The sequence below is a fragment of the Thermogutta hypogea genome (assembly GCF_055386265.1).
The window spans coordinates 383,783-399,129 of the sequence record NZ_AP042425.1; the positions used below are offsets into that span (position 1 = coordinate 383,783).

The 15,347-nt window shown below is 62.7% G+C and carries 10 protein-coding genes; 2 read left to right on the top strand and 8 right to left on the bottom strand.

All coding sequences use genetic code 11. The annotated features are described in order from the left end of the window. Nucleotides 1-418 precede the first annotated feature (418 nt). Complete coding sequence (locus ACZ5B4_RS01260) at nucleotides 419-1,876, bottom strand: Mur ligase family protein (protein ID WP_464912625.1); 1,458 nt, start codon at nucleotides 1,874-1,876, stop codon at nucleotides 419-421. Nucleotides 1,877-2,426: 550 nt separating this feature from the next. On the opposite strand from ACZ5B4_RS01260, the gene ACZ5B4_RS01265 reads away from it, so the two are divergent. Continuing rightward, nucleotides 2,427-3,836: a hypothetical protein gene (locus ACZ5B4_RS01265; RefSeq protein WP_464912626.1), complete on the top strand. Its 1,410-nt coding sequence runs from the start codon at nucleotides 2,427-2,429 to the stop codon at nucleotides 3,834-3,836. A 124-nt stretch (nucleotides 3,837-3,960) separates the two neighbouring features. On the opposite strand, the gene ACZ5B4_RS01270 is transcribed toward ACZ5B4_RS01265, so the two are convergent. The 6 genes from ACZ5B4_RS01270 to ACZ5B4_RS01295 all read right to left on the bottom strand — a co-directional run bounded on the left by ACZ5B4_RS01270 (nucleotide 3,961) and on the right by ACZ5B4_RS01295 (nucleotide 10,382). Next, nucleotides 3,961-5,922, bottom strand: a complete 1,962-nt coding sequence (locus tag ACZ5B4_RS01270; RefSeq protein WP_464912627.1) for a YgiQ family radical SAM protein — start codon at nucleotides 5,920-5,922, stop codon at nucleotides 3,961-3,963. 215 nt (nucleotides 5,923-6,137) lie between these two features. Next, nucleotides 6,138-7,742, bottom strand: coding sequence for an amidophosphoribosyltransferase (locus tag ACZ5B4_RS01275; protein ID WP_464912628.1), 1,605 nt, complete (start codon nucleotides 7,740-7,742; stop codon nucleotides 6,138-6,140). Between the two features lie 378 nt (nucleotides 7,743-8,120). After that, on the bottom strand, nucleotides 8,121-8,327 hold the full coding sequence (locus ACZ5B4_RS01280; RefSeq protein ID WP_464912629.1) for a YgaP family membrane protein: 207 nt from the start codon (nucleotides 8,325-8,327) through the stop codon (nucleotides 8,121-8,123). 87 nt (nucleotides 8,328-8,414) lie between these two features. Beyond that, nucleotides 8,415-8,672: a hypothetical protein gene (locus tag ACZ5B4_RS01285; RefSeq protein ID WP_464912630.1), complete on the bottom strand. Its 258-nt coding sequence runs from the start codon at nucleotides 8,670-8,672 to the stop codon at nucleotides 8,415-8,417. 62 nt (nucleotides 8,673-8,734) lie between these two features. Further along, entirely contained in the window at nucleotides 8,735-8,983 is a 249-nt protein-coding gene (locus ACZ5B4_RS01290) for an anti-sigma factor family protein (protein WP_464912631.1), read from the bottom strand. A 142-nt stretch (nucleotides 8,984-9,125) separates the two neighbouring features. After that, the gene (locus ACZ5B4_RS01295; RefSeq protein ID WP_464912632.1) at nucleotides 9,126-10,382 is read right to left on the bottom strand and encodes a hypothetical protein; all 1,257 of its coding nucleotides are present in this window, start codon (nucleotides 10,380-10,382) and stop codon (nucleotides 9,126-9,128) included. 412 nt (nucleotides 10,383-10,794) lie between these two features. Here ACZ5B4_RS01295 and ACZ5B4_RS01300 point away from each other — a divergent pair, with 412 nt between their 5' ends. Then, nucleotides 10,795-11,151, top strand: a complete 357-nt coding sequence (locus ACZ5B4_RS01300) for a cupin domain-containing protein (RefSeq protein ID WP_464912633.1) — start codon at nucleotides 10,795-10,797, stop codon at nucleotides 11,149-11,151. A 39-nt stretch (nucleotides 11,152-11,190) separates the two neighbouring features. On the opposite strand, the gene ACZ5B4_RS01305 is transcribed toward ACZ5B4_RS01300, so the two are convergent. Beyond that, nucleotides 11,191-14,673, bottom strand: coding sequence for a glycosyl hydrolase (locus tag ACZ5B4_RS01305; protein ID WP_464912634.1), 3,483 nt, complete (start codon nucleotides 14,671-14,673; stop codon nucleotides 11,191-11,193). Nucleotides 14,674-15,347 lie beyond the last annotated feature (674 nt).

A 15,347-nucleotide genomic window follows, 5' to 3' on the forward strand; every position in this document is an offset into this window, starting at 1 on the left:
CTCGGCCGGCGAAGCGGGACACAGGAAATGTGTGCTTGCCGATTCGGATGAAGAAGCCCGAATTTCGATCCCCTGACCGGCGAGGAGCGACGCGGCAAGCGTCGCCCCCGCCGTCAGGCAAATCAAAGCCCCACCGCGAAGCGCTCGCCGGAGCGGCCGACCCAGAAACCGCAATTTCCGACAAGCTTCGTGCTTCGACCCCAGGAGGGAGGGCTGCGCTAGGCTCCCGCAAACCCAGTCGCAATCGATGGGGCTTCCCGCTGGCTCCTTCCTTGATGGATTGGTTTTTCCGACGGTCCGCTCGAACCGCCGGCCCCTTCAAGGGGTAAAACAGCCGCACCTTCGATCCGTCGACACCGTCCCGTCTCTCCCGGCACTTCCGGTCGTTCGCGGCCGGCGTGCGGCGGAGGGCTTCGCATTAAGCCGACGGTTCAAACTCTTGATATAGCCACTGCTTGGCAAGTTGATAGTCGTCCACTCGCAGCGGATCGTGGGGACGCGGTTGCCACAACCTGTGCCCGTTGCCCGCTATCACCACGCAGTCGTTTTCTCGCGCTTGGTGCAAGGTCCACGCAATCGCTTCCGTGCGATTGGCAACGCGTCGAAAACGAGCGGGCGTATAAATATGTTTTTCCACGCGATCGATCAAGAGGGAAAAATCGTCGTGGGCGGGGTCGCCCGTCGTGAGCACGGCCAAATCAGTGCGGCTCTCCAGTACCCGGACCCACGCCGCGTCGTCGGCACGTCGGGCCGGCGGTCGGCTAATACAAATCAGCCGGCCGGCTACCATCGGCCGCAGGGTGGAGAGAACGGCATCCAAGGTGTGCGCGTCGCCCGCGGCGTCCACGAACACGGAAAACGGTTGGCCGCAAATCACCGGCTGCATGCGGCCGGGCAGCGGCGTAACGGCTTCCAGCCCTTTGACGACGGTCTCAATGGGCACGCCCGCCGTCAAACCCACACCTGCCGCAACCAGGCAGTTCCGTATATGGTGCCGACCGAACAATTTGGTTTGAACGGGAAAGGTTTCGTTCCCGGCCGTCAGGAAGAACGTCTCCTCTCCCAGCTCGCGCGTAATCTCTCGCGCTTGGATGTCCGCGGACTCTTGCAATCCGACCGTGAGCACCGGTTTGGACGCACAGGCGGCGGACGCTCGGCATGCCGCGTCGTCTGCATTCAAGACGGCGCAACCGTCCTGAGCCAAATACCGCAGCACGTCCAGCGGCATCGCGTCTGCATGCCCTGGGGTGCCCCGCTGATTCGTAACCGCGACGGCGCGGAAGGCGAGCCCGGCCAGGCGTTTGTCCGCAAGCCCCGCCGCAGAGACCTCCAGCACGGCATGGGTGCATCCGCTCTCGACCATGCGCGACAAGCGGCCGGCCAATTCATCCGGGTCGGGAGTGGATTGCGACGCCGCGGCCGAATCTTCGCCGTCGAAATAACCCAAGCTGCTCAACATGCCGACGCCGTGTCCGGCCTCGCCCAGGATTCTTGCGATGAGGCACGCCGTGGTCGTCTTGCCCGCCGATCCCGCCACACCCACCAGGTGCAGCTTGCGGGCCGGATAACCGTGCAGCGCCTGAGCAATTTCTCCGAAGGCCGTCTTCGCGTCGCGGACATAGCAGACCGGGACGGGCAGCTCTCCCAAGGGGGCATCGGCCAAGACGGCGGCACAGCCGCGTTTTACCGCCTCCCGCAGCGCCGCGTCGCGTTTCGGTCCGGGACCCAGAGTCACAATGTAAAGGTCGCCCGGCCCAATGCGCCGAGACTGTCGTCGGCACCCCGTGATTTTTACATCTTGGGCGCCGACCAGATGAAGATCGGGCAGCAGTCGGTTCAACCGAATCGTCGTTGCCGTATCGGGGCAAACACCCATCGCCAGAGGCCTCCATACCTCCGCGGTGATCCTCCAAGAGCGCCGACCGTGCGATAACCGGGCGACGCGGACCGCTGGGCGGAGAACGTCTCCACCCCCGGCAGGGCCCAAAAGGCCTTGCCTTTGCCGGCTTGGTGCGTCCGGCCCGTCGCAGCCGGCCACGCACTTCCTTGTGCATGTCAGGCGGGATTTTCCGGATTCCGCCGGATATGTCAAGCCGGGAAATGGCGGACCGCAATCGCGCGGTCCGTCAACCGTGGACGGAGGTCACCGAAGCGTCGCCGTCGAGCGGTGGCGCGGAAAATGCGGATCGTAACACGGCCGACTGCCGACGAGATCGCCGAAAGCCGAATCGAAGCGGGAACCGCCGGGCTTTTCGTTGACACTGCCTATTGGCGTATTTAGAATCGACTTAGGTCTCGCTGCTTATCCAGCTTACCCGGACCGCAAGACCCAGGGCACACTATTGGACATGCTGAGACGACCCCCCGTCCGGTCGTTCGCAGGCCTTTCTCCCAGCACCGAGTGATTTCTCAGGAGCGGATTCGTCATGGCGAGAGAAAACCAAGGGCTTCAAATCGCCTTGATCATCTTTGTCATTCTTACGCTTTTGCTGGGAGTGACGACGTACCTCTTTTTCCGGCAATACGACGAGCAATACCGGAAGGCTCAAACGGCCGCGGAAGAGGCGGCCAATGCCAATAATGCCGCCCGCTCCGCGCAGACCGATCTGAATACGCTCAAGGGCATCCTGGGTTTCAGCACCACGGAAGCGATGGACAAGATTACCCAGGATGTGAAAACCGAAATGGATACCTATGCCGCCGATCTCGACGATTCGCAGAAGAATTATCGCTCGGTGGTGAAGCACTTGTTCGACACGCTTCAGGCGAAGAGCGCGACCCTGGTGGCTACGGAACAGAAACTCCGCGATGCGGAGACCAAGATCGCCCAATTGGAACAGAGCAAGGCCCCTCTGATCGCCCAGCAGCAAAATCGGGCGGACGCCGCGGAGCAGACCCTCGCTCAGGAGCGGCAGAAATTCATGGCGGATATGCAGGCTTCCGTGCAGGCTCGGAACGATTTGCAGGGACGCATGGACAACCTCCAGCAGCAGGCCCAGGAGGCCCAGGCTCAATTGGCGTCCTTCAAGCAGGAGGCCGAGACTCGGCTGCGCACGGTATCCAATCTGCTCAACGCCCGCACCCAGGAAATCGAGCAACTGAAGAACCCGCGATTGGATTCTCCGGATGGAAGAGTTCAATGGGTGAATCAGCAGCTTGGCACCGTGTGGATCAACCTGGGTGAGGCGGACGGCCTCAGCGTCGGTGCGACGTTCGCCGTTTTCCCGGGCGACACGCTGAACGTCGCGGAGGCTCAGCGGAAGGGCGCGATCGAGGTGACCGCCTTGCGGGGACCGCATTTGGCCGAGGCCCGCATCGTCGATGACGTCATCTCCAACCCTGTGGTACCGGGCGACGTCATCCACACGCCGATCTGGTCGCCCGGCGACCGCCGGCGATTCGCGCTCACGAATTTCGTCGATATCGACGGCGACGGCAAGAGCGATCAAGAGTTGCTGATCTCGATCATCCGCAACAGCGGCGGCGTGGTCGACGCCTGGTTGGACGATCAGGGCAACATCAACGGCAGCATCACGCCGGAGACGGACTACATCGTCCTCGGGGCGGAACCTCCGGAGGGAACGGACGTCGCCGTCATCCAGGCCCGATCCGACTTCTTGAAACGGGCCGGGGAATTGGCCGTTGTCTCGATTTCGCTCAAAGACCTGCTCCGTCGCATCGGTTACAAGCGAGAATCGCAGGTCGTGCGCTACGGATCGGCCGCCAATCCCGAAGATTTCCGCGCTAAACCGCCCGAGGGCGTGGTTCGCGAATCGCCCGGCACCGTGAGCGAAATCTTTCAGAAGCGTCAACCGCCGCGAGGCGGCAACCGCTGAAATGGCGCCGGCCCCGGGCCGGAGTGCGAGGACTCCAGTGATCCTTAAAGGCGGCACGGGCCGAAGCTCGGAGATTCTCGCCGGCCCGCTGTTGGGTTAGGCCAGCCGATTGCCGGATAGCGGCTCACGGTTTCTTCCGCTCCCGGACGCCTTGCTCCCGCCGCACGGCGGTGGCTCGGTGCGGTCGGTAACCGGGGCGTGACGGCCCGGCCTGTCCGCCGCTTCGATTCCGCCCGGCCCGCGATTTGCCGGGAGGCGTTTTCTCTCGGGTCGCCCGTGCCTCCCTCGGAGGCTTGGCCGGGATCAGGCAGTGCGGACCGTCGCCGATCAAATCCTCCCGCCCTCCGGTCAACAACGCCTCCCGCACGGCGAAATAGTTCTCCGGCTTCCAGTATTGCAGCAACGCCCGCTGAAGACGCCGCTGCTTCTCCCCTTTGGCGACGTACACCGTTTCGCCCGTAATCGGATCGATCCCCGTGTGATACATACAGGTGGCGATATCGAAAGGCGTCGGCATGAAGTCTTGGACCTGGCGCGGGCGATAGCCGGTCCGCTTTAGGAACTGCGCCAGCCGAATCATGGCCGCCAGGTCGCAACCGGGATGGCCTGCGATGAAATACGGCACCAAATATTGCTCCTTGCCGGCCGCCCGCGAACTTTCGTGGAACTTGGCCGCGAATCGCTCGAAGTCCTCCACGGAGGGTTTCTTCATCAGCCGGAGGACGTCGGCGTCGCAATGCTCGGGAGCGACCTTGAGGTGCCCCCCGACGTGATGGCGGACCAACTCGTCGATGTATTCCGGGCTTTGTTGTGCCAAGTCCATGCGGATGCCGGACGCGACGAAGGCCTTTTTCACCCCGGTCTCTTGCCGCACCGCCCGATAGAGTTGAATCAGCGGCTCATGATCGACCTTCAACAGCTTGCAGATTTTGGGGTGGATGCAGCTTAGGCGGCGGCATTTCTCCCGGACCTCGGGGCGGCTGCAATTCATGCGATACATGTTCGCGGTGGGACCGCCGATATCGCTGATGACCCCTTTGAAACCGGGGTCGGCGGCCATCCTGCGCACCTCGTCCAATACCGAGGCCGCACTCCGGCTCTGGATGATCCGCCCTTCATGGGCCGTAATGGAGCAAAAAGTGCAACCGCCGAAGCAACCGCGCATGATTTGCACGGAGTGTTTCACCACCTCGAAGGCGGGAATCGGCTCGTCGCCGTAGCAAGGATGCGGGCGGCGTTGGTAGGGCAAGCCGTAGACCCGGTCCATCTCGGACTCCGAGAGGGGATAGGCGGGCGGATTCACCACGACCGCCTCGCGCCCGTGAAACTGCACCAGCCGTCGGGCATTGTAGGGATTCGTCTCGAGGTGGGCGATCCGCGTCATTCGGGCGAAGGCCTGTTTGTCCGCGGTCACCTCCTCATAGCTCGGCAGGAGGATGCCGTCTTCCGGCGGCGATTCCGCGGCCCCCAGCCGGTACGCCGTGCCGCGAACGTCGCGCACGGCACGGATGTCTTCTCCCGCCGCCAAACGGCGCAAGATCTCGATCAGAGGCCGCTCTCCCATTCCGTAGACGAGCAGATCGGCCTTGGAATCGAGCAGGATCGAGCGGCGGACCTTGTCGCTCCAATAGTCGTAGTGGGCGATACGGCGGAGACCGGCCTCGACGCCCCCCGCAATGATCGGAACTCCGCGAAACGCCTCTCTGGCCCGCTGGCAATAGACCGCCGTCGCGCGGTCGGGACGCAAGCCGATGCGGCCGCCCGGACTATAGGCGTCGTCGTTGCGAACCTTGCGGTTGGCGGTGTAGCGGTTCACCATGGAATCCATGTTGCCCGCGCTGATCGCGAAGCAAAGCCGAGGTCGCCCGAATTGACGCCACGGTTCGCAGGAACGCCAGTTCGGCTGGCTCAGCACCGCCACCCGATATCCCTCCGCCTCCAGCAGGCGGCTGATCAATCCCACCGCGAAACTAGGATGGTCCACGTAGGCGTCGCCGCTGACGAACACCACGTCAACGTACTCCCAACCGCGAGCGAGCATATCGTCCCGGGTAGTCGGCAAGAACGATTGACAATCCGGTTTCATGCGGACACTCTGCGTCTTCGAGCATTCAGGCCGCGGCGGGATCGGTGAACTTGCGGAACGATGACTCGTCCGTGTCCGACGGGGTAATCGGCGGCTTTGTCATTCTACGGAAGATTATGCGCCGGGCCACTGCAAATCGGTCCGCCGCGCCATGCTTGCGCGAGAAACCGCACCGGACTGGGTTTGAGAAAGGACCGGACCGTTGAATGTCGGCCCTACGAACCGCATTTGGCCCCCGAGGCCGCAGCTTCCTGGGTATCGATCTCGAAGGCTCGCCCGCTGATGCCGCGGCGCGAGTGCTCCAGCGATTCGGCGGCCAAAATCTGCCCCCAAGGCGTAGGATATCGGCCCGTAATGCAGGCTTGGCAAAGGCTTTCGGCGGGCAAGCCGATCGCCCTCGCCACCGCTTCCACCGGGAGATAGCGCAAGGAATCGGCCCCCAAGTGCTGGGCCATCTTGGCCTGAGCTTCTTCGGTCAATTTGCCGTCGGCCAAAAAGGGCGGGGCGAATAACTCCTTCACGGACGACATGTCGATCCCATAGAAGCAGGGGGAAATGATGGGCGGGCAGGCCACGCGGACGTGGATTTCGGCAGGGCGTCCCAACTGACGCATCCGCTGCAACAAGACGCGCATCGTCGTGGATCGCACAATGGAGTCCTCGACCAGCAGCACGCGCTTACCCTCCAGCACCTCGCGGAGCGGCGTGTACTTGGCCCTGGCCTTCCGCTCGCGGCTTTCCACGCCTTCGATGAACGTACGACCGGCGTAGCGGTTGCGGATCAAGCCCTCCAAGCAGGGAATGCCCAAGGCATAAGCCAAGGCGTCGGCCGCGGCCTTGCTGGTATCCGGAACGGGCACGACGATCGTCCGCCCGTCATGCACGTCCAGGGTTTCCAAGCGGGCCAATTCCTCGCCCAACGCCTTTCGGGCCAGGTAGACGCTGCGGCGATCAAGCGTGCTGGCCACATTGGAGAAATAGACCCATTCGAAAAAGCAGTGGGCACGCCGCTTCACCTCGCAGAACGCCTCCTCGCGGAGTCCGCGCGAGGAAACGATGATCGCCCGGCCCGGTTCCACCGGCTTGATCTCCTCGGGCGAGAAACCGAGGTTCAGCAAGGCCACGCTCTCGCTCGCTGCGGCGAAAAGCCGGCCGTCGAAGGCCCAACTCAGGGGTTTGATGCCGCAGGGATCTCGCACCACCATCATTTCGCCCAAGGCGTTCAAGAACACCAGGCTATAGGCGCCGTCGAATTCGTCCGGCAAGACGCGGCAAACGTTCAAGAGGTCCGGTGCGGGATTCGGCATCAGTTCCCGACACAGGACGTGCATCATGACTTCCGTGTCCGTCTCGCGTATCAAATGATGGTCGTTATCCTCCAGCAGTCGGTCTCGCAACTCCCGATAATTCGCCAATTGGCCGTTGAAGGCGAAGCTGAACCACTTGTGCTTCTTGATGTGACGCCGCTCAAAGGGCTGTGCATAGCCCACGTCGTCGCGGCCGCAAGTGGCGTATCGCACGTGGCCGATCCCCGCCGGTCCCGCCAAGCTCGACATCAAGCGATCGTACCGCTCGCGATGCCCCAAAGCGAAGACCTCGCTGACCGAACCGACTTCCTTATGAGTCAATAGAAGCTGCGGATCATCGGAGCGATAGCGGGTCAAGCCGGCGGCCAATTGCCCCCGATTCTGGATATCCAGCAGCATCTTGGGAAGAAGGCGGGTAGCCTGTTCCGAGCCTTCGGGGCAGAGAGGGCTTTTTTCCCGGCCCGGCAAATGATAGACGGCCACCACGCCGCACTCTTCGCGCAACTCACCCATGGGAGCTTGATTCCCAGTTCGGTTCCGGAACCGCTGTAAAGATCGCGGGGAGGGATCGGCATGTTCGAAGCACGAAGCATGTCGCGGCGGCCCCGGATGCCGACGCGTTTAGCCGGTCCACGCTCGGGCGCTTCCTCCCGCCAGGCCACATTCTTATTTTAAGGCCGCAACCGCGCTATCTCAACGGATACCCGAGCGTGGAAGGCCGCTTCTCCTCCCCGTGTGGCGATCAGCCTTGACCCCAGAAAGTGCGGCGAGAATCACAGACGACCCCGATGGCTAGGCCGGCATGCCGCCGGGGAGCGGCGGTCCGGCGGATTCGGGATTGGGCGGGAACACGCCGAGCGTCTGCATGGGGTGCACCCAACTTGCGGCCTGTCACCCGGCGGGCGAACCGCAAGGTTTTAGCCCCAGTTTTTGCAGCAACCAAACGGCCGGACACCAATTCGTGAAGGCCGACTGAAGCAAATTCAGCCCGGCAAACAGCGTTAGGAACAGCCAGTATTCGCTGTGAACCATCGCCAACACGACGCTTGCGGATACCACTACGCCGGCCATCAATCGCAATCCACGTTCTACGGTCATATTTTCACCTCCGGATATCGAGCAAAAACCAAGTATCCACTTCCAGGAAATCAAGGAATTCGGATCATTCCGCAATTCGGGGGCCCGCTAGGGACGCCCCGGAATGACGGACCGGTCTCCCGCCGGTATCGCCTCCTCTGCCCGATTCGCGGGCACAGCTTCTTCGACGCCCTTCGCATCGTCGCCATCCGCTTCCGTATCCGCGTATGTCGGCGGCAGGGGACAGCCCGTCGAGCAGCTACCGCTCATGCATGTGGGGATCCCCATCCAAGGCAGAACCCAACGATTGAGGGCGAACCAGGAGGCGAAAATGACCAAGAAGAGCAGGATTTCTTTTCCATTCATGACCTTCATCCTTCCAACGTCCACTCGTGTCGGTCGGTATTACAAAGAACCGGAGTTCGCGTTCACCGATCACCACCGAACTTCCGCCGCCACTTCTCGCGCAGTACTCCGCACAGCTTCTGATGGAACTCCGGGGGCAACTCGTACAATTGCCCCGACTTATACAGCGTGACCGTCTTGCGGATGTTGTCTACCACGATTTGGCAGGGATTACACCCCTCCAAATGCTTTGAAAACTCCTCGCACAAGGCGGGATCCACATCACCATCCAGGTAGTCATTGAGTGCCAGCAACAACTCTCGGCATTTCATGGCGTTTTCCCGACCCGTGGGAATCCGGACGACGCAACGTCGGCCATCGCTTGCGTCACACTGGATGGACGCGCGACCTGGGCGAACGGTTACAACGGTGCCGATGCCTTGTGGCCGTACCGCAGAGAGAAGCGGCAAGGTTCTATGGGAGCGAGGCCAGATACTCCCGTAGTGCGGCGGCGAGTTGGGAGCCGAAACTTCGGCCTGCCTCGGGATCAACCACGGCTTTTCCCGCGCAGGCATAAGGGAATTCGAGGGTGGCGGCCAGACGGATTCCCTCCAAGGACGATGCCCAGCGGGAAAACATCCGCGGTTTCTCCTCGGTGTTCCATCCCACACCGAAAGGGATGTTGTTTCGGGAGCGATAAGGCAGCGGTTCGCGGGCCTCGCTCTCCAGAATCTGCGAAAGGCGGTCGATTTCACCTTGAATACCCTTATCCGGGCTGCCGACCAAGAAAATCTCCTCATCGCGTGCGCCGCGGATGTAGGGACAGTGCAGGTCCAGCGCGACCCGCAAGAGTCCGTTCGACCAACCGGGCACAAACTCCTTCAGGGCGCGGACGCTCGGGTAAATGGGTTCATCCAGATAATCGCGATTATGGTCGTGCGGGCGGCGGTTCTTGCCCTGGTCGCCTTCCTCCACACCGTCTTTATCCATGAAGGGAACGGCCGCGAATTCCACGTTGTCGCAAAACCAGGCGGCATGGGGACCGGTGAGAACCGCTTCGATAATCCCCTCCAAGACCCAGTTGGCCATCATTTCGCACGCGTGGTGCCGACAGGTGAGCAGGACGCGGTGGACCGGTGATCGGCTCAGGCAGCCGAAATGGAGCCTTTCCGTACGCCGGCCCTTCCGAGTAAGGGAGTGATCCCTCACCTGCAAGCGAGGCTCGTCCCGGAAACGCTCAAGGAACCGCCGCAAGTCCTCTTTGAGATACGGTATCGCCAAGCAGAATCGGGCCTCTTCAACGTCGACCGGGAAGGCAAAGGATAGGGTGGTCCCGTCAACGGCGTGGCGGCCGAGCCAACGCCAGGGTTCCCCGCCAATCTTCGCTGCGGGACCTCGGCAGGTGAAGACATCTTTATTGGTGAAGTGGAAGTGCCACTCGGTACCAGGCTGCCCGCGGACCCGAAAGTACCAATAGAACCACCACCCCTCCGTGTCGCGCAGGTCCTGTCGAAGATAGACATGCCGGTCTTCGATCCGCTCGACAAGAATGTTGCCGCCGGGGAAATTCGCGTCAACGATCACGCTTGCTTCTGCGTCCGCCGCCGTTCGAGGCGATTCGGAGGCCGACAAGATGCGAGATGGCGACGCCGTCCCCAGCATGGCGCTGCTTACAATACCCGCCGTAAACTCCCGGCGTGTTACAGTGCGAATGGGCGCGCGATTGGACATTGCAGGATCCTTCCGGTGGCTGGAGATTGCGGAAAGCACGTTCTCAAAATAACCGGCCGAGCGTGAAAACGACGACCCTTCGCCCGCGGCGGGGCCGGAAAATCGCACAGCGCGCGTGACGCTGTGACACGGCTCTCAGTATCCGCGCTATCGTCTCGACCGTCAAATAGGTGGCGATGTCGGTATAGAGATATCGGCGGCATTGAGATATCGGCGGCATCAAGCCGTGATCCCAAATTTCCAGCGTCTTTGTCGAGGGACGGCGGCGAGCTGCGGTGCGGAGACAAGATTCGCAGGGTTTTCGGCACCTTCAAGCCCCAGTCCGCTACAATTATCCTGAGAGCAAGCGGCCGGACCGAACGGGGCTCCGCCGTCGCGTTTCGCTCATGTCCATACCAACAGGAAACACACGATGAATGCCGAGACGCCCTCGAATGGAAATCCGTCCGCCCGATCCGCCGCTCAAGTGATCGTCCCGCGAGCGATGATCGACATCCCATCGCAGGCGATCGTCAGTCGAATTCTGGTGAAGAACGCTTCCGGTTCGATTACGTTGTTCGGATTCGACGCCGGCCAGGAGGTCTCGGAGCACACGGCGCCGTTCGAAGCGATGATCCAGGTTCTCGAAGGGGTGGCCGAAGTTTCGGTAGCCGGAACTTGGCATACCGTCGGCGAAGGTCAGGCGATCGTACTTCCCGCCGGCGTTCCGCATGCCGTCCGCGCCAAGCAGGCGTTCAAGATGTTGTTGACCATGCTGCGAAACGCCTAGACGTCGTGCCGGGCCGAGGCCGCCCCGGTGTTGCGACTGCTAGCGTATCGGCGTTCGATGACGCACTTGAAGCGAGGCCGGGCCGATTAAGCCCGAGCGAAGCAGCGGCGTATCCTTCCACGCCACGCGCCACGAGATCGAGTACGGCATATTGGTTTCGGTAAACCGAGGCCCGCCGGAGCCGAGGGCGTCCCCGACCAAGCGATTCGACCAGGTGTTCGCCACGCGGATCGTGAGTTGATTCTTTCCCGGCCGCGCCGCGGAGGACAAATCCACCTCGAACGGCGGGGTCCACACCGTCGCCAATCGCCGGTCATTGAGCCAAACCTCGCCGATGCATCGGACGTCGCCGAGGCTCAAGATCAGCGACCCGTCTCTCGGGCCCTCATCCGGCAGGGTGAACTCGGTTTGATAGACGGCCATGCCCGAGAAATAACGCACGCCCGGATCGGGGTGCTCGGTCCACGAGATCAACTCGTTGAGCACGACTTCTTCGGGTGCGCCCCAACCAGGCGGAAACCGGACGGTCCACGGCCCGCTCAGCACCGTCTCAGCCGCCGGCTCCGCACGGACCGTAATCTCGCGACCGCCCGCGAATCGGACGCGGTATTCTCCCGGTTCGCGGGCTTCCAGTTGCGGCGTCCCGTCGGCATCGAGGTAGATCGCCATCGGAATGATGTCATGTGCCACGGCGGAGCGAAAGAGCACCTCGCCGCCGTCTTTCAAGATCGATACGATCGGGTCCTCGTTCACTCGGGAGGTATTCGCGACAAACACGACGAAGATCGATCCTTGCGGCGGCAAGTTCAAGGGGACGGTCATGCCGTGCTGCGAGCGTCGATAGGCCGGGCATGGAACGATCGACGCCTGACAGGGGTCCCACAACTCGGGCGGCCCGGGGCAATCGCGAAAGGTCAGGGTAAGCTGCCGTTGACGTGGCTGCCGGTTCCACACGAAATACACTTCCGCGTGGGGCAGGCTGCGGTGGATGAAGTCCAAATCGGCATCACCGGCTTCTTCCAAGGAGACATCCGGCAGCACGCCTTGCTCGGCCAAGACGTCGCGGAGCGGCTTTCCCCAAACGACGCGGCCGCCGCCGCGGCGATGCTCCATCGCACCGTTCTCGGCGCCATCGCCCCAAAGCGCGGCGGCGAGGTTCCGGACCTGATCGTCGCACCGGGGGTAATCGGTCAGCGAATTGCCGCGGACCGGTCGCGGTCCCACCACCGTCAAACCCTGCTCGACCAACTCCGCCAACTTGGCGAGCACGGCCGGTTGAATCTCGCGCTTGTCCGGAAGCACCAGGACGGCATAGGAGGTCCCGTTGCCGAAACTCAGCCGCCCCCTCTCCATGCGGGCGCGCGATAGCAACACCTCCGCATTGACGACGTCGTAATCAAAGCCGAAACCTGAGGAGGGGTCGATGTGCTTCGGCGGCACGGTGTTGAATCCCTGGTCGCCGTAGTAGTAACAGACATCCGCCACGAAACGGCCTTGCTGGAGGAGGAAACACGAGCGGGAAAGATAATCGACGAAACTGCCGGCCAGAGGCCACCAGGCGATGTGCGGCGAAAAGTGGGTGCCGGCGGTGTAGACCCAGCCGGGTAACCCGACCTCCGGCGGCCGGTGTGCCGCCGTATGGAACGTGAAGTGATTCGTGCCCTCGCAGAAGGCGCGGTCGGCGAGCGGTTTCAATTCGGTCGGCCCGTCCTGCCAGTGGCGCCAACTGGTGAACGCCTCCATATCCACCAACGGTTTGCCGTAGATATGGGCGGCGGCGGCCGTTTCCTTGACGACCCAGATGTTGTGTTCCTTCCAAAACTCTCCCCGCGGAATATCGACGGCGCCTTGGGCCTGTAGGGCGTCCACCGGCACCTGATGGAGAGGCAGGCCCGGCCCGCCCGCCTCGGCACAAAGCAACAACCCCTCCGCCCGCGACAGCTCGCTCGCCCGGCGGTAGAAGGCGTCCACCAGAAGCTCGCCCAAAGTCTTGCGAAAATCGTGCAGAAAGCGGCGGGTCCGATACTCATCGCCGATGAGGCAGCCGTCCAGTGCCGGCAGCACCCGTTTCATATCGTATCCCCGGCGGCGCCGAAACTCATCCAGAAAGCCGGGCGTCCAGGTCGCGCCGCGAAGCTCGTAACTGCACACATACATTTGCTTGAGCGCGGTGTCGCCGAGCGGTCCTAACTCCGCTTTGAGCGGTTCCAGAATGTGTTGAAAATGCCATTCCGTGGCCGCGGGATTGAAGTGATCGATTGCCAGGCCGGCCGAATTGGGGCTGGGCAGCACGAGCTTTTGTCCGGTATTTGCACAGACGTACCGCCGAACGAGAAAACGTCCCGGCGGCACTTCCACCCGCAGCCTGCCGTCGGCGTCCAATCGGTCGCTCCAATCGAGGATCTGTTGCGGGTCATCCACGGCGGGCGACGGCAAGCCGGCGGAGGACCAGCTCCCCCGCGGTCCGCCCCGGTTCCCATCATGAATGGCCGAAGCCGACCAGGGACCGTCCGGCTTGAGCTGAGATGTGTAATCCAGTAGTTTTCCGCCGGTCCGGCTGCCATCCTCATGCAGGGACGTGATGACGTTGCGTCCGTCCGTCGAATACAGCTCGAATTCCCCCAACTCGATGCGTTCCTCGGCCGGGTTGTGACCGCTGAGAATTCGCAGCTTGACGAACCTTGCCGGGCGGGCCGAGAAGTCGAAACGCTGCGGTTCGGTGTGCGCTGCGAGCTGCCCACGGACTGCCGGCTCAAAGCACTCCGGTTCGTCCGAGAAGTCGGAGATCCATATCTCAAAGTCGCGTGCAAAACGTTGCAACGGGCCGATCGCATCTCCGTCGCTGCTCGCCGTGTTGCACAGAACGGCGTGATCGACGTGGTGTCGTCCTGGGGAGCAGACCTCGAATACGAACTCATGGGCCGGTCGCCGCCGCTCCAGTGGAACGGCCAAGACGGCGACCTCCTGCCGAAATAGCGGGCGTCCGTCTCCGTCTCGTGGAGCGGCTGCCGGTAGCTCCGGGAACGGCAATGCGCCGTCGAAAGTCCCCGGCCCTTCGCAGACAATCTCGGAAGAGAACAGGCCCATCGCGGCATATTCCGGCGTCACCCAAGGGCCTCCCGCGTTCCAACTGCTGGAGGTGATGAGCCCGACCTCCAGACCCAATCGTCCCGCCTCGCGGACGGCGTGGGCGATCGACTTGACCGATTCCGGCCCCATGAAGGCGGGGCCGGCCGGGATGCGGTTGTTCGGATCGCGGGCCCCGATGTCGAAGATGTAGACGCCGCGGACGCCCTTTCGTTGGAATTCCTCTAATTCTCGGCTTAATTGGCCGGGGTCCACATGGCCGTTGAGCCAACACCAATACACGGCCGGCCGGGCAATATCCGGCGGGTCGGTGAACCCTTGCCGCCATGCAGGCGGATCGCCCGTTACTTCGCTGAAACCGGGAGAAACGGCAACCGCCGCGAAAATGCCGATCAACGTTGCCCAACAATAAAGGCGTCCACTTCGAACAGCCATGGAATTGCCTCTCTCAAAGGTCTCGCGAAACTTGCTCGATCATCTCCGGCAGGATCAGAAAAACCCAGCTTCGCGGGCGGATAGCCCGATCGTGCCCTGCGGTTGGAACTGCGCCGTGGCGGTGTTGCCAGTGTAACGCGGACGAGGAGGGCGCTACAAGAAAGCGACGATTATCTTGGCAGCGGGCGATTGCCGTTGCCATGCTCTTCCTCTCGGCATCAGCAGCCGCTTAAACCGGCGGCCGCCTCGCCTCGGGCGGACTAGGGGAAAAAGGGCGGGTAACCTGTGTCGGGGTAGAGAGGGATGGGTTCGACGGCCTCGGCTGCGGACCGAAGTCTATCGTGCGTGTCGCCGGCGGTCGCTCCCGGCGGAGGAAGGCGTCGTACGCGTCGCGATTCCGGGCTCCCCAGCTCGCGGGAATCGTGCGGAGGCGACGGCGGCACGCTCGGCTCTGCGGCGGCTAGCGGGCTAGTGCGGATTCCGTCGCTCTTGCCTCGTGGCCAAAGAATCGGTTCCAGCGGCGGGACATCATCACCCCCATCGGCACTCGCATCTGAGTCGCCAATCGCTGATTCCCCAGGCTCTGCCGCACCCTTTTCGCGGCCGTGGCCTGCCCGCGGTGCTTTCGCACTTCCGCTCGCGGACGAGGAATCGGCCGGGTTGGCTATGGCTGG

Coding starts and splice junctions, on each gene's coding strand:
- ACZ5B4_RS01260 (WP_464912625.1), bottom strand. CDS start 1,876: ATGGGTGTTTGCCCCGATACGGCAACGACGATTCGGTTGAACCGACTG.
- ACZ5B4_RS01265 (WP_464912626.1), top strand. CDS start 2,427: ATGGCGAGAGAAAACCAAGGGCTTCAAATCGCCTTGATCATCTTTGTC.
- ACZ5B4_RS01270 (WP_464912627.1), bottom strand. CDS start 5,922: ATGAAACCGGATTGTCAATCGTTCTTGCCGACTACCCGGGACGATATG.
- ACZ5B4_RS01275 (WP_464912628.1), bottom strand. CDS start 7,742: ATGGGTGAGTTGCGCGAAGAGTGCGGCGTGGTGGCCGTCTATCATTTG.
- ACZ5B4_RS01280 (WP_464912629.1), bottom strand. CDS start 8,327: ATGACCGTAGAACGTGGATTGCGATTGATGGCCGGCGTAGTGGTATCC.
- ACZ5B4_RS01285 (WP_464912630.1), bottom strand. CDS start 8,672: ATGAATGGAAAAGAAATCCTGCTCTTCTTGGTCATTTTCGCCTCCTGG.
- ACZ5B4_RS01290 (WP_464912631.1), bottom strand. CDS start 8,983: ATGAAATGCCGAGAGTTGTTGCTGGCACTCAATGACTACCTGGATGGT.
- ACZ5B4_RS01295 (WP_464912632.1), bottom strand. CDS start 10,382: ATGTCCAATCGCGCGCCCATTCGCACTGTAACACGCCGGGAGTTTACG.
- ACZ5B4_RS01300 (WP_464912633.1), top strand. CDS start 10,795: ATGAATGCCGAGACGCCCTCGAATGGAAATCCGTCCGCCCGATCCGCC.
- ACZ5B4_RS01305 (WP_464912634.1), bottom strand. CDS start 14,673: ATGGCTGTTCGAAGTGGACGCCTTTATTGTTGGGCAACGTTGATCGGC.